The organism is uncultured Algibacter sp., assembly GCF_947490405.1.
Lineage (GTDB): Bacteria > Bacteroidota > Bacteroidia > Flavobacteriales > Flavobacteriaceae > Algibacter_B.
Window position 1 is genome coordinate 1 of record NZ_CANLGU010000009.1, and the last position, 23,277, is coordinate 23,277.

General features: G+C 31.7%; 25 protein-coding genes. 15 read left to right on the forward strand and 10 right to left on the reverse strand.

Annotation, left to right across the window (positions count from 1 at the left end):
• Nucleotides 1-91: 91 nt before the first annotated feature.
• The 15 genes from Q0772_RS15525 to rpe all read left to right on the forward strand — a co-directional run bounded on the left by Q0772_RS15525 (nt 92) and on the right by rpe (nt 12,035).
• Nucleotides 92-769, forward strand: coding sequence for a hypothetical protein (locus Q0772_RS15525; protein WP_298346684.1), 678 nt, complete (start codon nt 92-94; stop codon nt 767-769).
• Nucleotides 770-929: 160 nt separating this feature from the next.
• Nucleotides 930-1,535: a hypothetical protein gene (locus Q0772_RS15530; RefSeq protein WP_298346686.1), complete on the forward strand. Its 606-nt coding sequence runs from the start codon at nt 930-932 to the stop codon at nt 1,533-1,535.
• Nucleotides 1,536-1,692: 157 nt separating this feature from the next.
• Nucleotides 1,693-2,052, forward strand: a complete 360-nt coding sequence (locus tag Q0772_RS15535) for a hypothetical protein (RefSeq protein WP_298346688.1) — start codon at nt 1,693-1,695, stop codon at nt 2,050-2,052.
• A 279-nt stretch (nt 2,053-2,331) separates the two neighbouring features.
• Complete coding sequence (locus Q0772_RS15540) at nt 2,332-3,426, forward strand: serine hydrolase domain-containing protein (protein ID WP_298346690.1); 1,095 nt, start codon at nt 2,332-2,334, stop codon at nt 3,424-3,426.
• 188 nt (nt 3,427-3,614) lie between these two features.
• Nucleotides 3,615-4,019 (forward strand): RusA family crossover junction endodeoxyribonuclease, encoded by a 405-nt coding sequence (locus Q0772_RS15545; protein WP_298346691.1) that lies wholly within the window; start codon nt 3,615-3,617, stop codon nt 4,017-4,019.
• Entirely contained in the window at nt 4,019-4,720 is a 702-nt protein-coding gene (locus Q0772_RS15550; protein WP_298346693.1) for a hypothetical protein, read from the forward strand. The genes Q0772_RS15545 and Q0772_RS15550 overlap by 1 nt, the downstream gene beginning before the upstream one ends.
• Before the next feature lie 178 nt (nt 4,721-4,898).
• Nucleotides 4,899-5,333, forward strand: a complete 435-nt coding sequence (locus Q0772_RS15555) for a hypothetical protein (protein WP_298346695.1) — start codon at nt 4,899-4,901, stop codon at nt 5,331-5,333.
• Between the two features lie 148 nt (nt 5,334-5,481).
• Nucleotides 5,482-6,321, forward strand: a complete 840-nt coding sequence (locus Q0772_RS15560) for a hypothetical protein (RefSeq protein ID WP_298346697.1) — start codon at nt 5,482-5,484, stop codon at nt 6,319-6,321.
• A 155-nt stretch (nt 6,322-6,476) separates the two neighbouring features.
• Nucleotides 6,477-7,178: a hypothetical protein gene (locus Q0772_RS15565; protein ID WP_298346698.1), complete on the forward strand. Its 702-nt coding sequence runs from the start codon at nt 6,477-6,479 to the stop codon at nt 7,176-7,178.
• Nucleotides 7,179-7,354: 176 nt separating this feature from the next.
• Nucleotides 7,355-7,792, forward strand: a complete 438-nt coding sequence (locus Q0772_RS15570) for a hypothetical protein (protein ID WP_298346699.1) — start codon at nt 7,355-7,357, stop codon at nt 7,790-7,792.
• Nucleotides 7,793-7,968: 176 nt separating this feature from the next.
• Entirely contained in the window at nt 7,969-8,682 is a 714-nt protein-coding gene (locus tag Q0772_RS15575; RefSeq protein ID WP_298346701.1) for a HEPN domain-containing protein, read from the forward strand.
• Nucleotides 8,679-8,957 (forward strand): hypothetical protein, encoded by a 279-nt coding sequence (locus tag Q0772_RS15580; protein WP_298346703.1) that lies wholly within the window; start codon nt 8,679-8,681, stop codon nt 8,955-8,957. The genes Q0772_RS15575 and Q0772_RS15580 overlap by 4 nt, the downstream gene beginning before the upstream one ends.
• Before the next feature lie 142 nt (nt 8,958-9,099).
• Nucleotides 9,100-9,684 (forward strand): hypothetical protein, encoded by a 585-nt coding sequence (locus Q0772_RS15585; RefSeq protein ID WP_298346705.1) that lies wholly within the window; start codon nt 9,100-9,102, stop codon nt 9,682-9,684.
• Between the two features lie 646 nt (nt 9,685-10,330).
• Nucleotides 10,331-11,194: a sigma-70 family RNA polymerase sigma factor gene (locus tag Q0772_RS15590; protein ID WP_019387909.1), complete on the forward strand. Its 864-nt coding sequence runs from the start codon at nt 10,331-10,333 to the stop codon at nt 11,192-11,194.
• Between the two features lie 178 nt (nt 11,195-11,372).
• The gene (rpe, locus tag Q0772_RS15595; protein WP_298346708.1) at nt 11,373-12,035 is read left to right on the forward strand and encodes a ribulose-phosphate 3-epimerase; all 663 of its coding nucleotides are present in this window, start codon (nt 11,373-11,375) and stop codon (nt 12,033-12,035) included.
• Nucleotides 12,036-12,089: 54 nt separating this feature from the next.
• Here rpe and Q0772_RS15600 read toward each other — a convergent pair whose 3' ends face one another.
• The 10 genes from Q0772_RS15600 to Q0772_RS15645 all read right to left on the reverse strand — a co-directional run bounded on the left by Q0772_RS15600 (nt 12,090) and on the right by Q0772_RS15645 (nt 23,277).
• The gene (locus Q0772_RS15600; RefSeq protein WP_298346710.1) at nt 12,090-12,509 is read right to left on the reverse strand and encodes a CBS domain-containing protein; all 420 of its coding nucleotides are present in this window, start codon (nt 12,507-12,509) and stop codon (nt 12,090-12,092) included.
• A 75-nt stretch (nt 12,510-12,584) separates the two neighbouring features.
• Nucleotides 12,585-13,454: a zinc-dependent peptidase gene (locus Q0772_RS15605; RefSeq protein ID WP_298346712.1), complete on the reverse strand. Its 870-nt coding sequence runs from the start codon at nt 13,452-13,454 to the stop codon at nt 12,585-12,587.
• An 85-nt stretch (nt 13,455-13,539) separates the two neighbouring features.
• Complete coding sequence (locus Q0772_RS15610; RefSeq protein ID WP_298346714.1) at nt 13,540-14,553, reverse strand: sugar kinase; 1,014 nt, start codon at nt 14,551-14,553, stop codon at nt 13,540-13,542.
• A gap of 154 nt (nt 14,554-14,707) precedes the next feature.
• Nucleotides 14,708-15,472, reverse strand: a complete 765-nt coding sequence (locus Q0772_RS15615) for an SDR family NAD(P)-dependent oxidoreductase (protein ID WP_298346717.1) — start codon at nt 15,470-15,472, stop codon at nt 14,708-14,710.
• Between the two features lie 5 nt (nt 15,473-15,477).
• Entirely contained in the window at nt 15,478-16,812 is a 1,335-nt protein-coding gene (locus Q0772_RS15620) for an MFS transporter (RefSeq protein WP_298346719.1), read from the reverse strand.
• Nucleotides 16,813-16,998: 186 nt separating this feature from the next.
• The gene (locus Q0772_RS15625) at nt 16,999-17,709 is read right to left on the reverse strand and encodes a FadR/GntR family transcriptional regulator (protein ID WP_298346721.1); all 711 of its coding nucleotides are present in this window, start codon (nt 17,707-17,709) and stop codon (nt 16,999-17,001) included.
• 174 nt (nt 17,710-17,883) lie between these two features.
• On the reverse strand, nt 17,884-18,804 hold the full coding sequence (locus Q0772_RS15630) for a polysaccharide lyase family 7 protein (protein ID WP_298346722.1): 921 nt from the start codon (nt 18,802-18,804) through the stop codon (nt 17,884-17,886).
• Nucleotides 18,805-18,898: 94 nt separating this feature from the next.
• The gene (locus Q0772_RS15635; RefSeq protein WP_298346724.1) at nt 18,899-20,395 is read right to left on the reverse strand and encodes a PKD domain-containing protein; all 1,497 of its coding nucleotides are present in this window, start codon (nt 20,393-20,395) and stop codon (nt 18,899-18,901) included.
• 25 nt (nt 20,396-20,420) lie between these two features.
• A complete protein-coding gene (locus Q0772_RS15640; protein ID WP_298346726.1) occupies nt 20,421-21,629 on the reverse strand; it encodes a hypothetical protein in 1,209 nt (402 codons plus the stop codon).
• 46 nt (nt 21,630-21,675) lie between these two features.
• Complete coding sequence (locus Q0772_RS15645; RefSeq protein ID WP_298346728.1) at nt 21,676-23,277, reverse strand: RagB/SusD family nutrient uptake outer membrane protein; 1,602 nt, start codon at nt 23,275-23,277, stop codon at nt 21,676-21,678.

Below are 23,277 nucleotides of genomic sequence, written 5' to 3' on the forward strand. Positions count from 1 at the left end.
TGCGGATTTTCCTCTGGTTCGTTCCATTTTTGTTAAGTTAGTTGCTTAACCACGCAACTATCCTTACACGAACCGTTAGCCATAATTAAGAATGACCAGAACTTACATAATATTTTTTCTTCTATTAATCGGATGTAAGTCTGATAAAAAAGAGGACTATTATTCTGAAGAGAAAAACGAAATTGAACGTATCGAATTTAATCTTCCGAATTTTGAAAAATGGACTGAATCCTACTCAGATGAATCAGTAAAATTATATTTTGATGATTTATCAGTTTCTGATAAAATGAAAACTGTTGGAGTTTTTTTAAATAATTACACGTTTGCAAAAAAGGATAGTCTAGATGTTCTCGATTTTGAAGATTATGCAGTATTCATGATTAACAAAAATGAGCAAAAATGGAAATTGACTGGAAACGATTTAGAAAGATTATTTAGAGTTCAAAAAAAGAAAACTGGAACTATTAATGTTGACAGATTGGAAGCTCTAAAAAAAGTGTATTCTGACACAACTTTTTTACATTCTGAAAAGCCGATAGTTATTGAGGAATACAGACCCAATGAAAACATATTATCTGCTTTAAAATTAATAAAGCCTTACTATGATGACCACGAAATTATAGTGGTGTATGTATACAATTTGATTCTTATAAATAACCATCTTGTTTATGGTGGATATTATTTAGACTTAAATGGAAATGAATCACTTGAAAAGGCAAAAGAAATGAATGACATAATAATGACTGAATTTCTTGAATCGAATAAATAACTATGGCTAACAATGTATAAAAATAATTGCGGTTTAGTACTTAATCAAAGGTCGTTGCGTGTTTGCTACGTCTGAATTTCCTTCGGAAATTCCTCGCACACAAACCCCCAACTATTTTTATACGAGACCGTTACCCATAATTTAAAAAAATCGAACAAATATGAAAAAGACACTTTTGATTGTAGTAATTTTTATAATCAATTTCCAACTACATAGTCAAGAATATATAACTGCTGACAATTTTAAATTTAAATTTATTAAAGCTAAAAAAGCTGTTGGTGGAAATTATGTCTATACTATAAAGACAACAAAGGATGTAAAGAAAGTACAAGTTAGGTATAAAATGAAATCTGTATCTGGAGAAAAAGACGATTTTGATCCAAATAAGTTTTATTTAGTTTCTGATGAATACAAAAAGAGAATTAGACCATTAGATGTTAGGCATAATTATGCTGCAGGATGGATATATATTGGATTTGGACATTTAGTTAATTTCCAACCTAAAGATAAGAAATTAAAAGAATGGCTTTCATACAAACCTGAAGTAAAGAATACATTTAATGATTATAAAATTGAAGGTTATCAAGATGTTTGTCCTAACATTAATTTTGGAACTAAAAGAAAACCGAAAATGGCATCACCTTATTTAGACCATAAGGAATTGAAATCTTGTAAAGTCGACCTGTACTTTTCTTTACCGAAAGAATTAAAAAAATTCCGAATTTATTATGGAACTGAATTAATTTCTGACAATAAAATAAAATAAAACTATGGGCAACACCGTATATAATTTATTGCTACTTCTAGCGTACTTACGAAAGTTCTCACGGACTTTCTATTCGGTTTGTATTTGCTAAATTAGGTGCTTAAAACACGCAACAAACCATATACAAAAACGTTACCCAACATTTGAGAAAAAAGATATGAAAAGAATAATTCTGACTTTAACTTTAACACTTCCTCTTTTTATCTTTTCGCAGGAATTTAAGAAATCAGATTTGATTGGGAATTGGAAATTTAAATCAGCAGAAAAAAACACTAAAATTAGTAATGACTCATTAAGCAAACTACTAACAAAAGAATACGGAATTGAAGTAATAATAACTGATGAAGAAGTTATTCGAACTGATTTAAAAATAGCAATCGATTTATATAAATACGATGAGTTTGAATCAGACTTATGGACTATTTCAAATAACGAAATTATTGTTAATTCACCAGTTCGTTCTGACAAATTAGAATATTTTAAAAAAAAACACGGTTGGAGTAATAGAAAAACTTGAAAACGGAAAATATTATTTTATCGGACAACAAATTCGAGTGAAAATTTTATCATTAAAAGAAAATGAATTAGTAATAGAAGATTTTCCTTATGATTTAACATATACTAAAAGATAAAAAACGTTGGGTAACAATGTATATAAAAAATTGCTATTTTGTGCTTTACCAATGTGAGTTGCTTTGTTTGCTAGCTTCTGATTTTCCTTCGGAAAATCCTCGCACACAAACACGCAACATTTCATATACGTAACCGTTGTGCCTCATTTAAGAAACACCATCAAATGAAAGAAAAATCACTGAAAATATTGATACTTTTTCTGTTGACAATCTCATTTACGAGCTGTCACTCACAGAAGAAAATTAAAAACCTTGTAGGATTTGAAGTTTCAACCGATTCTATAAATACTTTTCTTAAATCGAGAATGGACTCGTTAAATATCCCTGGACTTTCAATTGCTATTATAAATGAAAGCGAAGTAGTTTATCGCCAAACATTTGGATTTGCAAATCTAGAAGAACAATTACCAGTAACTGACAAAACGATTTTTGAAGGTGCTTCAATGTCCAAATCAGTATTTGCTCTTTTCGTAATGAAATTCGTTGAAGAAGGAAAATTAGATTTAGACAAACCATTATACGAATATTTACCATATCAAGATATAGCATATGATAAAAGATATAAAAAAATAACAGCAAGAATGGTTTTAAGTCATAGAACTGGTTTTCCTAATTGGAGAGAAAACGAACAAGATAAAAAATTAAAGATAAAATTTGAGCCTGATACAGATTATGAGTATTCAGGAGAAGGATATCAATATTTGGCAATGGTTTTAAAACAAATAGAGGGTACAGATTGGAATGGTTTAGAATCGATTTTTCAAGAAAAGATTGCAAATCCATTAAAAATGGAACATACAGTTTTCATCCCGACACCCTACACGAATGAACATAAAGCAGAACCTTATAACAATCAACGTGAATGGATTGATTTGAAAAACAACTATTGGTTTAAAAAAGATAAAGGTGTATTTGTTTCATCTTCATCTATTCATTCTGAACCATTAGACTTTTCAAAATGGATGATTGCGGTAATGAACAAAAAACTGTTATCTAAAGAAAGTTACAATGAATTATTTAAACATCATTCAACAATATCAACATCTTCGACTGGTATGAATGTCTATTACACTTTAGGATTTATAACTGCCGATAAACCATATAATACGACATACTTTCACGGAGGAAGTAATGACGGTTTTACCTGCTATTATTTGATGGATATTACAAAAAAATGGGGTTACGTACTTTTTACAAATTCAGAAAATGGAGAAAAGCTTGGAAACGACGTATGGAATTATTTAGAAAAGGAAAATTGAAAAACCAAACGAAAAAAACGAGGCACAACAACGTATAAAATTAATTGCTAGTTCTAGCCTGTTTACGAAATTCCTTACAGACTTTCTATCAGTGATTTATTTGCTAACTTTAGTGTTTAAAACACACAACTAATCTTATACAAAACCGTTGGCAAACATTTGAGAAACGAGAAAAAAAATGAACATTAATGCTACCATTTGAATTTATAGTTGAAGGACCACCAGTTTCTCTTCAAACGAAAAACAGAGCACGATTACAAGCTTGGAAAGCAAAAGTAAACGCTGCTGCAACTAATGCGTTGACAAATGGAGCTGTTGCAATAACTGATGAAGTTACTTTTAAGGTAACCTATTATTACGAAGGAGATAGTCCAGATGCGGATAATATAATTAAACCTATGCAAGATGCTTTAGTAGGTGTCGTTTACGTAGATGATGACCAAGTAGTAGAAACTTCAGCGAGAAAAAGAAATATAAATGGTGCATATAAAATTAAAGGTGCTTCACCAGTAATTATTGAGGGCTTCTTAAATGGAGTTGATTTTTTACATATCAAAGTAGAGGAATTTCAACACAATCAAGAACTTGACTAATGGAAAGAACAAATAACATACAAAGGGAACAAAGAAGAATCAAGGAACTTGCTCGTGAATATGAAGAAAAGGGATTTCAAGTATTTATCGAACCAGAAAAAGATTTACTACCTGAATTTTTAAAAGATTATCGACCTGACCTTATCCTTAAAAAAGGAGAAATGAATGTGGTGGTTGAAGTTAAAACAAGTGAGACAATTAAAAATTCTGAATACCTAAAAGAATTATCTGCAAGAATTAATTCTCTTGAGAATTGGAAGTTTGAGTTAGTAATTACTAACCCAAGAGTAAAAGACAATTTAAGAAATAACAGATATCAAGAATACAGTCTTATAGAACTTGAGAATAGACTAAATAAAGTTTCAAACTCAATCGATAAAAACTTTTTAGAGCCTCATTTTTTATATGCTTGGTCTTTATTTGAGGCTTCATCAAGAGCAATTTTGAAAGCTGACCAACCAAAGTCTGAAAGAAAACTTAATCCAACAGCTAATATTAAACAATTATACAGTTACGGAATAATTGGACGAATTGACTACGAATGGCTGAATAAAATTTCACACATTAGAAATCATATTGTTCACGGTCATCCTATTCAAAAGAGTGAGATAAAAGAAAAGGATTTGAATAAATTAATCAGAATGACAGAAGACTTCTTAAAGGAAATAAAAACGTTTGCCAACAACGTGTATAAAACATAGCTAGTGAAGGCTTTCCGAATGGTTAGTATTTATTTACAAAGACCGCCAAATTTTTAATTTGGCTTTTAAAATTGACAAGTTAAAAACAAAATATAAAAATTCGGCTCTGTGTTAATCCGAAAAGTTAGTGTCTTTTTGCATGCTACGTTTCATACATAAGTCCGTTAGGCAACATTAGATGAAAACCATTCACCAAAAACAAAACTGGATAGGATTTTTTACATATCTGGAAGGGTATGATACTATTGAACAATATAAAAAAGTTGAGTTCGCAATGGAAATCACTCTCACGGAAAACTCATTTGTTGGAATATCTACTGACTCTGAATCAAAAAATGCGTTTGAAAGACCTGCATCAGTAAAAGGCTTTATTGAAGATGGAAAAATGAGTTTTGTAATGAAATATCCTTGCTATTATTTTAAAGACCAAAACGGAAAAATCATTTTAGATCATTCAGCTGAACATCCTGATATACATTATCTTGGATTTCTAGATGACGAAAAAGATAAAGTAAGCGGGAATTGGGAAATGACTGTGTATGAGGAAAAATATTCCGACGGTTATCTTGAAGAAATTATAAACGGAGAATTCGAAATGCAGAAAACGAATTAGAAACGTTGCCTAACACCGTGTATAATTAATTGCTTTGGCAAGTGCTTATTTGGAAAATTCCTTCGGAATTTTCTCTGGCAAGTTTTTGTTTACTAAATTAATTGCTTAACCACGCAACTAACCATACACGAACACGTTGTGTACAATTATGAAAAACTTCCTGCTTATCATTTTAATTTCGATTTCTACTTCGAGTTTTTCGCAAGTCAAAATTGACACATCTGAAATTAAATCAATAAGATATGAATGGAAACTTAATAAAGAAAAAAACGACTCGACTCTGAATCAAATACTGACTGAATATAAGAGCGGAATTTACAAAGAGGAATTTCCAAGCTTTAAAAAGGAACATCACGAATACCCTTTTATAAATATTTTTGAATCAAAAACTAATTACTTAAACCGAAAAGTAAAACAAACTTTAAAAGTTCATTATTATTCTGCTTTAGGTGGAGAAAGTAAATTTTATTACGATAAATACGGAAATTTAGACAGTATTTACCAAAACTATTATAAGGATTCTTTGAAAGAATGGAAATATAATATAAAGAAAGAATATCGAAGAAAAGGAAAACTAAAGTATTTGATTAATAAATTCGATGAGAAAGAAGTCTATCACTATAACTTTTTCGGTAATTTAAAAAAGATTGAACTTTACAAAGATTCTGTCCTTTATGAAATAAGCAACTACAAAAAAGGGTTGCTTATTAGTAAGGTTTACCCAACCAGAAAAAAATATAGAAAAAAGTTCACTTATGAATACGACAAAAAAGGACGGATTATAAAAAGAGATGATAATGATTACGATTTATATCTTTACGAATACAACAAATTTGGATTAAGTAAAATAGAAAAGATATTTAAAAGTAAAAATATGGTAGTTGAATACACATTGTTCATTTACGATAAAAACGGAATACTTAAAAGAAAAAAAGAATTCGCTCGAAATGATAAATTGAGAGAGGAATTTGTTTATGAATATAAATAACTGTACACAACACCGTATAAAATTAATTGCTTGATACGAGCCTGCTTACGAAAATCCTCGCGGATTTTCTATTCGGTTTGTATTTGCTAAATTCGTTGCTAAACCACGCAACTAATCTTATACAAATCCGTTACCAACAAGCAAAACCAACTCTCGTGGAGACAAGAATATATTCCGAAAATTTTCTAATTGGAACAACTGAATTAATCGTTGGAGATTTGTCTATGGGAAATTTATTCGGAGAATTTAGACCAACAGAATTATATTTTGAAAAAGTTCAAAAAAAAGTTTGGGAATTTTGGAAAAATAACAAACCGAATTATGATAAATGGAATTCTTTGAGATTCAATGCACAATTGGAAAATGGTGTTTTTCTGTTTCCAGAAGGTGGTTATACTTTTAGTGACATAAAAGAATTAACTAATGAACCTATAAGAATTGATTTAACTGGAATAGACTCTAAAATTATAGAAGATTATTTTCTGACTAAACCGCAAAAATCATTTGTTGAAAAACCTTGGAATGAAATTGGAATAGAACAGAAAATAGCATTTGAAAATGAGTTAAATAAAGAATTAGGAAACTATGAAAAATCCTTATTGAAATTTTTTGAAAGAAAACCCAAGAAGCACTTATTGTCTAAAATGGAGTTTTCAGCATTATGTCACGATCAAAGAAATGATGACGTTCTATTTGAAATAAGACAAGAGAATGGAAATGAAAAATTTGTAATCTCTCACCTTACTTGGTCTGGAAAAAAAGAACAGGAAGGATATCCAAAAACTGAATTTTTTAAAGATTTTAACGAATTTAAAATAATGAGAATGAACCCAGATAAAATTGATTACGAATATTGAAATGAAAGATAGCCAGTTGGTAACACCGTATATAATTTATTGCTGGCTTCTTGCCTACTTACGAAAGTCCTCGCGGACTTTCTTTACCTGTAATTATTTACTAAATTAGTTGCTTAAAACACGCAACAAATCATATACATAAACGTTGGCAATAATTTGAGAAAACCGAAATCTTAATGAACTTTTACGAATTAATTTATCTGAATATTTATTTATCACTTTCAAGAACGAACAAATCTATTCCTGAATGGTCAACTTTGTTTTGTCTTTCTATTATATTTTTTTTCAATTTGCTTTCTACATTGCGCTTGTTGAATATTGACATAAAAGGGATTGAAAAAAATCTATTTTATGTTATTCTTGGTGGAATTTTTGGAATTCACTACTTATATTTTCAAATGGGAAATCGGATTATAAAAAAAATAACGGACTTAAAACCAAAACTAAATCTGATAAGCAGAATTTTGACAATATTTTATCTTTTCGGAACTATTTCTTTATTTTGCTATTTAGGGAACGTTGGACTTAATAATTCTCTGATTTTGATAATTGGATTAGGCGCAATGGTTATTTTCAGCCAAGTTTTTGGAAAAAAAAACAAACAATTTGAATAAAAAAACTATTGCCAACACCGTATATAAAAAATTGCTGGTGTTGTGCTAAAACAAAGGTCGTTGCACGTTTGCTACGTCTGATTTTCCTTCGGAAAATCCTCGCACGCAAACCCGCAACTTTCCATATACATAAACGTTAGCGATAATTAAAAGAACAATAGATAAAATTAAACCAAATGGATGATAATATTAATGATGAAATAGGAAATGACATTCCTTCGTCTGAATCCGATAGTCAATCTGAGGATACAGTTAGAAGTTCATCTGAACAAGCCTATTCTATTTTTGATAGTGGAATAAAGCGAGCTCAGAATTTATTGGAAATCGACATAGATTCCTCTGGTAATTCTTTAGGAATATCGGAAAATAAATTGCTTGATTCTTATCGTGCTGTTGTTGTTCTTTCCATTTCCGCGTTAGATTCATATATAAAGACTTTTCTAATTGTAGAGATAAAGAAAAATCTTAATGAAAGAAGTTTATCAAGTGACCTTAAGAAATACATAAAAGAAGAACTTTTTAGTAAGGAAGAACTGCATCAAGTAGTATTGGAAAACAACTTTTATGACAAAGTCGTACAAAAATTTGATGCTGATTTTGAAAAACGCTCATTTCAAGGTCAAAAATCAATTGATAAGTTTATGAAGTTAGCAGGAATGAATCAAATATTTAAACAAATATCTATTAGTGCAGATAAAAGTATAGATAACATTTTAAGTTCAATCGAAAACTTCACTCAAAGAAGACACTTAATAGTACATTGTGGAGACCACGATTTAACGCAAACGGAACTAACCGAAATAGACATTGATAAAGATTCTGCATCAAAATGCGTTGAATTGGTAAAACTTATTGCAAGTGAAATCCATAAAATAAGCCAAGAGAAATGAATCAGTTAATAATAGTATTTGAATTCAAGAATCCTACTCTCGAAAAAAAGAATGCTCTGAAAAACGAGATTCGAGCATATAAGAAATTTGCTTTTCTGATGGATAATGCCTGCATAATTTGGACGGAGGACACACCAGCTAACGTTAGAGATAATCTAAAAAAGAACTTGCTAACAGGGGATAAAATTTATGTTGGAACAACAAGCGCACCATCTGCTTGGTTAACGTCATTTAGTCAAGGTGTAACTGATTATTTAAAGAAAAATCTAAAATAATAACTATCGCTAACAATGACTATAAGTAATTGCTTGTTCTCGCCTACTTCTGAAAATCCGTGAGGATTTTCAGTTTGGTGTGTACTTGCAAAGTCAATCGCTAAACCGCGCAACTACTCATAGCCCAACCGTTGGCAACGATATGACAAAACGCAGAAATAACAGTAAACGAAGTCGATTTTCGATTTTATTTCCAATATTAACAATAATCGGAATTGGAGTTATAACTGCTATTGTGTCAAATTATGAACCGAATTGGAGTTATAATTGGAATGGAATAAGAAAAGAAATAAAAGATTCTTTACAAATTGCGGAATTACGTGGAATTACTAGTGGAATTGGTGGAATGGGGGCTTCCACAAAGAACGAAGTTGACAGAAGAAGATGGATTATGAAAACCGCAACCGAATCGGAGCTCCTTAAACTGACTGAATACCCAAACGGAATCGTAAAAGGAATTGCTTATGAGGGACTTTTAAGAAAAAAAGGCTTTTCCAACAAAACAGAATTGACTTTAAAAGCTATTCGTGACACGACTTACCAAATAGATTATCAATCAGGTTGTTTAGGTTGGAATATGGGCATTGGTGAATATCTTGTGCAAAACGTTTTGTTAATTGATGACGAAATTCCACCACCTGAAAGATTACCAGATTTTGGTTTAACCGAAATGGATAAAGAAAAGATTCTGACTGAATTTAGAAAATTACAAGTTAAAAAAGAATAAAATACTGTTGCCAACAATGTATAAAAATAATTGCTTGTTTAGTTCTTAACCAAGGGTAGTTGCAAGTTTACTACGTCTGATTTTCCTTCGGAAAATCCTCGCACACAAACACGCAGCTTTTCTCATACATAAACGTTGGCAATAATTTTGACCCGTCCTGAAATAAAGCTGGTTCTATTTTCGTTTTTTTTTGAATTTTAATAAAGATAATTCAGAAAAACTATTTTTTCGAAAATTGCAAATTTTAAGGAATTCTAACTCAAAATAGGAATGAATTATAATATCAATAATAAAAGCTAAAAGCCAACAATAGTCATCATTTATTATTGCTGAAATACCATATTTTTTTTACTATTTTTTATTTACACCTCTCTTTTAAGCGAATAAGCCACAACAGTAAGCGCATTAGGGATTGTAGAGGAAAGCCCACAGCCCGACGTAGGAGGTGCGAGGACTTGTAACGGAAAGCCCGACCCCTTGTGGGTAATGCCCAAATAATTGAAGTGTTTGTGACTTTTCTATAATTTAAGCGTCTAATAATTAAGAGATTGAAAATATTTTAATCTTTTTTGTAACAAAATGTAACATTTGTGCGTATAACTATTGAACGACCTATTTATTCATAATTAAATTCAGGACACATTAGATGAGACAACTTAAAATTACGAAGCAGGTTACTAATAGAGAAACTGCATCGTTAGATAAATATCTACAGGAAATTGGTAAGGTTGATTTAATTACAGCCGACGAAGAAGTTGAATTAGCACAACGTATTAAGGCTGGCGATCAGATAGCTTTAGAAAAGTTAACGAAGGCTAATTTACGTTTCGTTGTATCTGTTGCAAAACAATACCAAAACCAAGGACTTACTTTACCTGATTTAATTAACGAGGGTAATTTAGGTTTAATTAAAGCAGCACAACGTTTTGATGAAACGCGTGGTTTTAAATTTATATCTTATGCGGTTTGGTGGATTCGTCAATCGATTCTTCAAGCTTTAGCTGAACAATCACGTATTGTACGTTTACCATTAAACAAAATTGGTTCTATTAATAAGATTAATAAAACATTTGCTTTTTTAGAGCAAAGTCATGAACGCCCACCTTCTGCTGAAGAGATAGCAAAAGAGTTGGATATGACTATTAATGATGTTAAGGAATCCATGAAGAATTCTGGACGCCACGTAAGTATGGATGCCCCTTTAGTTGAAGGTGAAGACTCTAACTTATACGACGTTTTAAATTCTGGTGAATCGCCAAATCCTGATAAGGAATTGCTACACGAGAGTTTACGTACAGAAATTGAACGTGCTTTGGAAACTTTAACACCTCGTGAGGCTGATGTAATTCGCTTATACTTTGGTTTAGGAAACCAACACCCAATGACACTTGAAGAAATTGGTGAAACATTTGATTTAACTAGAGAGCGTGTAAGACAAATTAAAGAAAAAGCTATTCGTAGATTAAAACATACGTCTAGAAGTAAAATATTAAAAACATATTTAGGTTAGTAATTTTTTGATAATAATTACGACTAAATTAAGGTAACAACAGTTACAAAACATAACTGTTCGTTTTTTGATTGATGAAAGAACCCGCGGCTGATTACCGCGGGTTTATTTTTTGCTATTTTTAAAATTCTTTTCCTTTAGCTAAAGACTTTAGTATCTTTACCGAAATTATTTTTATATGTCTTCAAAACTAATTGCTCCTTCTATTTTAGCTGCTGATTTTGCTAATTTACAGCGTGATATTGAAATGGTTAACAATAGCGACGCGGATTGGTTTCATATTGATGTTATGGATGGTGTTTTTGTGCCTAACATATCATTTGGAATGCCTGTGCTAAAGGCTATTAGCAAGCATGCAAAAAAAACGATTGATGTCCATTTAATGATTGTTGATCCTGACAGATATATAAAAACTTTTGCTGAATTGGGCAGCGATATATTAACGGTACATTACGAAGCATGTACTCATTTGCATAGAACTTTACAGGCTATAAAATCTCAAAAGATGAAAGCTGGTGTGGCATTAAATCCGCACACCAATGTGAGTGTATTAGAAGATATTATTAATGATATAGATTTAGTGTGCTTGATGAGTGTAAACCCTGGTTTTGGCGGACAAAGCTTTATTGAAAACACATATAACAAAGTAAAACAATTAAAAGACTTAATTATTAGTAAAGGTGCATCAACAAAAATTGAAATTGATGGTGGAGTAACCAATAAAAATGCAAAACAATTGGTTGATGCTGGTGCAGATGTTTTAGTAGCTGGTAGTTATGTATTTAAAAGTGATAACCAAATAGAAACTATAAAGGATTTAAGAGGTATAGCTAATTCTTAAGCTTTTATGCATTATTTTCTACAGTCTATTTAATATCTGGTTATTACTGAATTATTAAAATTGCTCCAATAAATACTTTATTAAATCAGTAGTAGTTACAATACCAGTTAATTTATTATTATCAACAACGGGGAGTGCATGAAACTCTCTTGTCGCCAAAATTTCTGCCACTTCTTTTATTGAATTTGAAGAAGATACAGTTACAATATTTCTTTTCATAACATGCTCAATAGTAAACATATTGTATACCATAACATCTGCATTACTATCATTATCATTGGTAACATCTGCAAAACTTAACCGAAGTAAATCAGTATAACTTAACATACCAAGAATAATATTATCATTAACCACGGGAATATGCCGTATTTTATATTGTTTGAATAATAGTTCTGCAGCTTCTAACTTGTCTGTTTTCTTTAATGTTATGACATCCTCAGTCATTATCATTGAAATTGGTGCTTTTTGTATCATGACATTTAATGTTTAGTTTTTTAAAACTACTAAACCAATGTCTAAAATTGTATGACAAATGTCATAACCAGATAACTAATAACCCGAAAAATTAAAATTAAGCATTTGCTTAACCTTTACGTAAACCTCTGGAAATTGACCTCTAAATAGCTTTGGTGTTTCTATAAATGTCTCAATCACCACTGCCAATAACTCAAAATCATTGGTAAAGGCATAACTTCTTATATACTCTGAAGACATTAAATTATCTCTAATTTCTTTATTTAAAGAAATCATTTCTCTCAATTCATTAAACGTATCAATAAAAATCACAGAACTAATATCTTCTTGATATAAACTATTAAAATGGATGGCATGAGAGAATTCATGAATACCTAAATTTAGTTTATCATCTTCTATTTTGTAACCTTCCAAGAAATTATCCCAAGATAGCACCAAAGTCTTAAGGTTTACATTAAATTCACCTTTGTGATACTCCTTATTTAATTCCGAATAATATTGCTGGGGATAAATTAGAATTGTTTTAACAACATTTATTATAAAGTCTCTAAAACCGAATGTAAGCATTATTGCTGTAGCCGAAACTAAAACTTTTACTTCTTCTGTAACTTCAAACTCTTCTTTTCCAATAAAGTGTTTAGCTTTTATGAATGAAGCGACACGGTGCCTAAAATACTTTTGATGTTTAGTATTGAGCCTTTTATAAAAAGTAAACTGATTTTTTAAGATATTTTCTTGCTCTTGACTAAGCTTATTTATTAATGGATAGAAATGAACAAAAGCTGGTTTCTTACTGTAAAATGTATAAATCATTTCCAAGCCATCAACAACACTAGTAACTACTCTTCTGATAAAAATAAGAATTAGAACAATAACTAAACCAATAAGAACAGTTAGTATTACAGTTCCAATGTATGAATAATCAGGTTGATTTATGAAGGGCATCTTATTTTTTTAATTATCCAAAAGTAATGTATTATAATTTTTGAATAATTAAAATGAAATCAAGTTTAATAAAACTAAGTAATTTTTATCTTTTAATATGACCTGAACCTGAACCATTTACTAAACTTGTAACCTCGTCCTCTGAGACCATATTCGCATCCCCTTCAACTGTATGTTTTAATGCACAAGCAGCAGCAGCATAATTTAATGCTTCTTTATCTTCTTTATAATTAATCAATCCATATATTAACCCTCCAGCATATGCATCTCCTGTACCAACACGATCAATAATATGTGTAACATCATAAAACGGTGTGGTAAGAAACTCTTTTCCGTTCCACATTTTTCCTTTTATACGGTTATGCGAGGCACTTAAAACCTCTCTATCTTTATCAACTACTTTTTGGATTATTGGGAATTTTTTCTGTAGAGCTATTGAGCTTGTTTGAAAATCTGAGTTTGATTTTCCTATTCCAAAAATATCATACATATCATACGTACTAGCTATAACAACATTAGTACCAGCTACTAACTCAGGAATTATCTGCTGTTTTGACAAACCGTATTTCCATAAACTTTTTCGAGAATGTATATCACCAGACACCGTAATCCCCATAGAGTTTGCCACTTCTATAGCCTTTAAACAAGACTCTGCAGCTCCTTTAGACACTGCGGGAGTTATACCCGTCCAATGAAACCAATCAGCTTCATTTAAAATATCTTCCCACTTAAGCATCTCAGGTTTTAGTTTTGAAAACGCTGAATCCTCTCTTTCATAAACTACTTCACTGGATCTATGAACAGCTCCTTTTTCCAAGAAGTATAAACCCATTCTAGAATCTCCGTACAGAATATGATTAGTATCAACCCAATGCTGCCTTAAGTATTGGGTAGCCGAACGTCCTACAAGGTTATCTGGTAATCGAGTTACATGACTAGCATCAATTCCCATATAAGCCAAAGCAATTGCAACATTTGCTTCTCCACCTCCATAATCAATATCCAAAGATTTAGCCTGTGAAAATTTTGCATAACCAGGAGGCGAAAGCCTCATCATAACTTCACCAAAAGTGACAACTCTTTTTGTTTTCCTTCCCATTTTAGTTTTATTTAGTTCTTACATTTCTTACTATATGCAAACATATGAGCTAAAATACTTTATTATTGGAAATCAATCATATATAGAAAATCAAGAATAATGAGAAATTAAATCTTAATAATAAGCTCTTAAAACACAAAAGTGTCTTATTTGCTTATATCCCTAAACCTTGACCTCCGCCCACTTGTATAGTTTCAGCTGTTAAAAAAGCAGCATCTTCACTAACCAAAAACGAAATAACAGATGCTACTTCTTGCGGTTGTCCCAATCTTCCTAATAAAATATTATTCTTCCATGAAGCAAAAACTTCAGGTTTAGTCGATTTTATTTGGGCGTGAAAAGGAGTGTCTATAGTACCAGGAGAAACAGCATTAACTCTAATACCATACTCAGCTAGGTCTTTTGCTAATGCTCTAGTTATTGCATGAACAGCAGCTTTAGAAGTTCCGTAGATACCTGCTCCAGGACCTCCAGCATTCCAACCTGCTATTGATGTGTAATTAATTATTGATGCGTTATCACTTTTTTTAAGAAAAGGTATTGCCGCTCTTGACGCAAAAAAAGTAGAATCTAAATTTAGTGCCATTACAAATCTATAAAACTCAGTAGTCATATCTTCAAATCTTGATCTTCCACCTAAACCACCAGCATTGTTTATAAGCACATCTATTTTGCCATATTTATCTCCAATTGCAGCAATATTTGTACTTACAGCCTCTTCATTAGTAACATCAAATCCGTAATACTCTGAATTAATTCCTTCAGCTTTAAGTTCTTCAACTCTTTTAACACCAGCTTCATCATCAATACCATTTAGTACAACAGTATACCCGTCTTTTCCTAATCTTTTTGCTACCTGAAAACCAATACCACCTGTTGCACCAGTTATTACAGCTATTTTTTCATTTGAATTACTCATATTTTTTAATTTTTATTACTTGTTCTTTTGTTAATTATTTTTTCAACTCCTTTTAATGCCTCTACTTTTGGAATTAGCACCCATACACTAACTATTGTAATAATAGCCAATGCGGCACCAATAATAAATGCTGGAGTATAGTTACCCCCAGAGGTTAACCAGGGTACCAACGCAGTTAGCCCAAATGCACCTAATTTAGCTGCCATTCCTGCAAATCCAGAGAGAGTTCCAACTGTTTTACCTCCAAATAAGTCACTTGGTAACGTTTGTACATTTCCAATTGCCGTTTGAAAACCAAATAAGATAACTGCCATCAATATTACTGCTGTTTCTGGTCCTCCAGGATTTGCCATAGCTATTAATGTTGGTAGCATAATTAAACATCCAAGAGTAATAACAAACTTGCGCGTTTTATTTACTGTCCAACCTGCTTTTATGCGATTCTGAGCTAAGAGCCCTCCAAACCAAGCCCCAATCATTGCTCCTACATAAGGCACCCATGCATAAAACCCAATTGATTTAACATCCATTCCATAAACTTCATTTAAGTAAATTGGAATCCAAAAAATGAATAACCACCAAATAGGATCTAGAGCTGCAGATGCAATAATAACGCCCCAACTTTCCTTATGCTTTAACATTTTATCAGTACTAGGATTGTACCCTTCATCAAAATCTCCATCTTGATCTATATCTTGATTTTTTTGTCCAGTTAAGATATATTCACGCTCTTCATCTGTAATCCATGGATGCTTTGAAGGAGGTGATTTTACTAAAATCCACCATGGAATAAGCCATAACAAACCTACAACGCCAACCAATATAAAAATGTATTGCCAATTAAAATAAACTGACAACAATCCTATTGTAGGGAAAGCTACAATTCCTCCAATTGCGGCACCAGAATTGAAGAGACCTTGAGCAAATGCACGCTCTTTAGTTGGAAACCATTCTGCATTTCCTTTTGCCGCTCCTGGCCAGTTCCCAGCTTCTGAAATACCTAATATAGAACGAAAAACACTTAGACTAACAACACCTTTAGCAAAAGCGTGTATTGCTGTTGCTATTGACCAAAAACCAATGGACAGTGTAAACCCTATTCTTGTACCTAGCTTATCAAAAATTTTACCAAAAATGGCTTGTCCAAATGCATAAGAGAATATAAATATTGTAGAAATAATAGCATATATTTCTTTGCGCTCATCTGATGTTTTATCTGGATATAAATCCTTGGCAATATCTGGCCATAAAACAGGTAAGGCTTGCCTATCAATGTAATTGATTACAGTGGCTAAGGCAATTAAACCTATTACCCACCATCTTAGTCCTTTTATTTTCATAATTATTGAATTTTCAAAAATCTAGACACAACATAAAACAGTTGTTCCAATAAGCATATTGTTAGAACTCTAGTATGTTATACAATTTATATTTTTGAAGAAATCTTTATTTGAAGAATTTCTTCCCTCCTATTATATTTTTTAAACTGAAAAACAAAAGCGTGCAATTTTATTTTTCAGAACTATTTATGCTGATTTGCTCTTATAACAATATTGGTATAAAACATTAAAATGGTCTTTCATCTTTTGTTTTGCCAAATCTGGCCTTTGAGCTTTTATAGCTTGATAAATTTCGGTATGTTCTCTTATACCCAAAGCTGCTTGATTTTTATCGCAAACATGATATTTTTCAAAATCTATAATTATTTGTGGTGTTATAGTCAACATAAAAGTATTCATTGTACTATTTCCACTTGCTTTTGCTATAGCTAAATGAAATAATAAATCTTCTTGTACAGCATCTTGTCCTGATAAAACTTTTTCTTCGTAAGCATCTAGTGCTTCCTTTATCAATTTTAAGTCCTTTTCTGTTCGTCTTAAAGATGCTAGTTTAACCGTTTTAAGTTCTAATAATATCCTTGTCTCTACTAAGGATTTAAAATCCGGGGATTCTAACCTTAAAATATCATCAATCATTCCATTCATAGCTATTACACCAATATTAGCTACAAAGGTTCCGCTTTGCGGAATAGATTTTAACAAACCATAAAATTCTAGTTTTTGAATAGCCTCCCTGACATTACCACGAGTAACTCCAAACTTTTCAGACAGCATTCTCTCAGAAGGCAACTTATCTCCTGGCTCTAAATTTTTATAATTAATAAGTTCTTTAATCTTAGCAATAATCTCGTTTTGTACTTTTTTACTATCACTTATTATTGGTGTTTCTAATTTCATATAATTACTTTTCTTACAACTGGTTAACCAAATATTAGCGCTAAAATTAAACAAAAACGATTAAACTTCTAATTCTTTACACCTAATTTCTGATAATATTATATTTTATTAATAAAAACGCTAAAACGATTAATAGGTATTACACCTAATAACATTCTTTGATACGATACGATTTTAATGACTTACTTCTAATTCATAAAATCTTACTTTTGAGTATGCACCTTTATCTCTAGATTGGAAATAATTTCCAGCTTTGAAATAATTTTCAAAAACACCCCATTTACGAATATGAATATTTTCATAGACCTTATACTCATTACCATTTAACACCACTACCATTTTTCCATCAGAAATTTTTACTTCTAAAATAAATTTTCTAAATCCAACTTCTTGCTCAAAATTAAACCCTTCATCATCTCCCCACGCATCTTCATGTAACATTTCTTCATAAGTGGCATTTAAATTCTTTAACACCTTGGTTTTAACTCTAATTTTACCTTTATCCCAGTATATTTTTAGTATTGGAGGTGCATTATTATCATCTTCCCCAATAATATCTCTCTGCTCATTTGTTAATCTACCATGTATTTGCATAATAATAGTACGATGGTATTTCCCATCAGAATCTGTGGATGATTCAGCCATAGAAATTTTACCTTTCATATAAGCACCATCAGCAAAAGTCCAGTTTTTATTATTATTTCCTGGCTCCATTTGCTCTCTTAACTCAGACCTTGTATATTTTGTATTCTTAGTTTTAGATGCAGTTGGCATTGCATGAAACACAATGGCTCCTCTAGTAGAATCAATATACATGTATGGCTTTGCCTTTTCATTAGTTGCAAATTCAAAAATCTCTGGTGGATTAATCTCATAAGGTTTACCCTTTTCGTTTGTTACTGGTAACGTTACTTTCCAGTGGCTTAAATCTATATCTGGAAGCCTTATTTTCTTTTTTTTCTTCTTTTTTTTCTTCTTTTCAACTTTTTCAGTCTCAGAATTCTTAATCTGACCCGATTGTGCAATAGTAATGTTACCACTTAATACAAGCAGAATTAAAAGAGAATTAAGTAAAGTTATTTTTAAATACTTCATTTTTATTATTTTATTGATTCTTTGGTTTTATAATTATAAAACCAAAGAATCAATATTCAACAATTATACCAGTGTAATAGTTAATAAGTGCTAATTAAAACCCTGGTGTAATTATATCAATGTTATCAATAAACACTTCGTTACTGCTATCAACAGCTTTTAAAGCTCTAACATAGATTACTGCAATATTTGCCGAAGCCTCAAATGTAAATGTAGTTGTGGTAAAAGTGTCGTTGGAACTTGACGATTTACTACCATTAAAATCATTATCTATCAAAGCATAACCATCTGTATTCGTTGCACGTTCAGCTTCAGTATTTATAGCATCTTCAGTAGTAATTTCATTATTTAAAATAAAAACTTCCGTATTAATTCCTTCTACTTCAGAACGTGTATCAATTGTAAAGGTGTATTCTACACCTGGCTCAACATTAACTAATTGATATAATCGACGACAGCTATTACTTAACTTCACACCTCTACCCCCTCCTGCGTTAGGTCCAAATTTATTACCATCACTGGTAGACCCTGGTTGTTCGTTGGTGCAGAATGTAGCATCTATATAGGCGTTTAAATCGGTATTTCGCCAAAGTGCTCTGTATGGACTATCTATAGTTCCTAAATTATCATCAACCACAGTGCTATTTGGTGTCATATCCCATGCATCAGCATTATCACCTGTATTAGATGTATGATCGTTACATGTACTGTTTTGCACTATAACCTTAAAGGTAGGCTCTATTCCTCCTACAGGAACAGGTTTAGTAATACTTCTAGATACACCAGCTTCATTTGTTGTTGTTAATGTAACATTATAAGTTCCAGCTACTGCATATGTATGTGAAGGACTAGTTTCGGTTGATGTATTACCATCTCCAAAATCCCAACTATGAGATACTGCTAAAATTGAAGCATCTGTAAACTGTACATCTAGTGAAGACACATCAAATGTAAAATCTGGAACGGTTGATAATACCAAACCTTCAATATTTTTAGTAACTGAAACTCCAACTCCCAAATAGTTTGTTGCTATAAGTGTTACTGTAAAAGTTTCTGCAGTTATATATGAGTGTATCGGACTAAAATTTGAATCGGTTCCTGCGTCTTCAGCATCCCACTCTACTGTGTTACCATCTCCAAAATCCCAAACTAAAGTTTTAGCTCCTGTTGTAAGGTTTTCGAATGTTACCTGAGAATCTATTGCACCAAAGTTGAAGTCAACAAAAATAGGTGATACATTTTCAATAGCTTCAGCTGTTAAACCATCAGAGCTTGTAGTAGTCAGCTTTACTGCATACAAACCTCCTGTAGCGTAAGTATAATCTGGATTGGCTTCGGTTGAGGTATTTCCATCACCAAAATCCCAAAAGTATGAAGTTGCGTCTGTGGAATAACTTCTAAATACAATTGTTAAATTATCACTTGCACTAGTACTTGTTGTAAATAGAGTATTGGGCTGTATATTATTTACATTTCCTGTTGGCGGAACAAACTCTTCGGAACCACTATCATAACATGATATTAGCCCCAGAAACATAGGCAGTATCAAAAAAACACCTATGTTGTATTTCTTAATTATTTTACAAATCATAATATTTTGTTTTTAAAAATCTTATTTATTGTTTTACTAAAATCTCGAAAGAATCTAATCTACTTTCATCCCCTGAATTAGTTACAAAAATGATTACAGACTCGTTTTCACCCGCTTCAAAAGAAAGTGCATGTTGTCTCCATATATTATCAACCCTATCTATATTATTATCTGTTCTAGAAGCAATAATATTGTCTTCTAGCAAAGATTCAGTATAATTTGATGTTGATGGTTTCAAAATTGAAACTTTAAGTTCTGCAAATTGGGTAACTTCAAAAGCTGAATGATATGTTAGAACATATTCTGCTCCAGGTGTTACTTCTATTTCTTGGTAAGCTACTCTAGCTCCACCTGCAGGAAACTTAGCGGCTTGTCTTCCATCTGGCAAATTAGGAGGATCTACTGGATTAGTATCTGTATTAATTTGTATTACTGTAGTACCTCCACCTAATGGGCTCCATGCACTATTACTTGGTACCCGCCATGAATCCCTACCATCTCCTGTTCCGTCAGGTAAACTATTATCCTCAAAACTTGGCTCTCCAATTTCAGGAACTGGAATAGTCGGTACTGCTTCAACTATAGTAAGATTTTCATCTATAATATTACTCCAACCATTGTTATCAGTTACTGTCAAAGCAATTTTGTATGTACCCGGACCAGGGAAAGCAACAATTACATTTTGATCATTAATTGTACCTACTGGTAAATTAGAAATTTGACTTTCCAAATCTGCTATACTTTCTATAGTATCATTTGTTAAGGCTCCTTTTACAGATTCTAAAGCACTTTCTAAAGCATTAATCTCAGCTAAAATTGCATCTATCTTTACTTGATCAGTTTCACAAGGTAACTTTAGTTCAAGCTCTTCGATGTCCTCTTCTATAGTTATAACGTCTACATTTAAAGCCTGTATAGAAGCCATCAATCGTGTTCTTTCACTATTTATATAATCTACTTCAACTGGTATTTCCTGTTCTTGTTCAGTATTTGGGTTCACAACTTCTGTAACTTCCCATTCATACTGTGTTCCGTTCACAGATAAGTTAGTTCCCGCTTCGAAATAAATTTCATAATCAGCAAATATTAAAACTTCGTCACAGGTGAATTGCGATACAGTAATTTCTTCAAAATTAAATGAAGGTGTTGGACCTGTAAGATCCATTAAATCTCCTTCACCAGGCAAATCGTCATTTAAACATGAACTTAAGAATACAAATGTTCCTAAGATCATACATTTTAAATTAAACAAATATTTTCTCATCGTTACAATTTTTAATTTAGTATCCATTATTTTGTCTATAAACACCTGGTAAGTTATCTAATTCTCTTTGTGGAATAGGAAGATAGATTTTATCGCTCGTGTACAAGAATCCATTTCTATCAGAGTGCGCACCTAAGAAATTATCTGCCTCATTAAATCTTATTAAATCATATAGACGTTGATTTTCAAACGTAAACTCCATCCTGCGTTCCTCCAATAATTGTTGCTTTGTTAAATTAACAACTTCTTCTAGTCCTGCTCTTAACCTTACCTGATTGAATGCTTCAATTGCTCTAGTGTCGGTAGTGGAATCTCCTCCAGCTAATATAGCTTCGGCGTATAATAATAATACATCTGCATACCTTAAAACAATCCAATCATTCCCATTAGCTTCACCAGAAGATGGATATTTTGAATTGAATGTGTCATTTAAAAGATCATCTGCGATAACTGTAATACTCCGAAAGGTCCCATCAAACCTAACAGGTTGGAGTTCTGGAGTCATTAAAGATAAAAGATCTAAGGTTGCAACATTTACACCATTGGACGGACCGCTAGCTGTCATTGCATTACTAAACCCTTCAGCATCAGTTTCGACTTGATCATCTAAACCACTTTGACTACTTACAACGTTATCTGTATTAATTGCTTCATAAGAAATAGAGAAAATAATCTCTTCATGAAGTTCTAAACCTTCGTTATTTGTAAACGACCCATCTAATCTTAAATTATCAGATGAAAACTCTCCAATGAACTCATTACCAAAAACCTTAGCATAAGTAATGGCCTGATTTGCTCTATATTCTTCTGTGGTAAGAATATTTATAGTAGGATCTGTTGGATCTGCATCGAATAAAAAATTCTCTGATTCATCTCTATCGATGGTTAACAAATCGTATCCGAATGCCCCATTATTTTCTACCACTGAGGCTAATAACAATTCAGCTTCAGCATAATTAGGGTTAGGTTGACTTAGAAAAGTTTTAGCTAATAAACATATAGCTGCGCCTTCTGAAGGTCGATACCTATTTTGAGGAGCTCCGTTTAAAAAAGCTATTGATGTTCTAAAGTCTTCAATAATTCTCTCATAAACCTGTGATGGTGGTAATTGAGGAAAGTTCTCGGCTTCATCTGAATTAATATCTAGTACTTCATCTAGATATGGTACATTTTGATAAGCTCTTACCAAATTAAAGTGACACAATGCTCTGAAGAAGTATGCTTCACCGATAGTATATTGAAATTCTTCTGGTGCTAAAAAACGATTTTCTATAATTGTATTTGCTCTAAAAATAGTTGCATAGTTGTTAGACCAATATGTTGCTGCATCACCATTGTTAGCATCCATATTATAAGCATCAACATCAGGATAAACACCGTTTTGAGCATTAGCTCTACTATTATCAGACCTTAACTCAATCAACAAAAATTCATTTGCTGGAATTTTCTGATAGCTATCTATAACTCCAATTGCTAATAACTCAAATCCATCAGCAGTTTGTAATAATTCCTCAAGAGAAAATGCATTTGGGTTATCTAAATCTAACTCTTCTTCACAACTAGTAAGAAAAGCAACCATAATTAGGCATACTTTTATGTATTTAAATGTCTTTTTCAT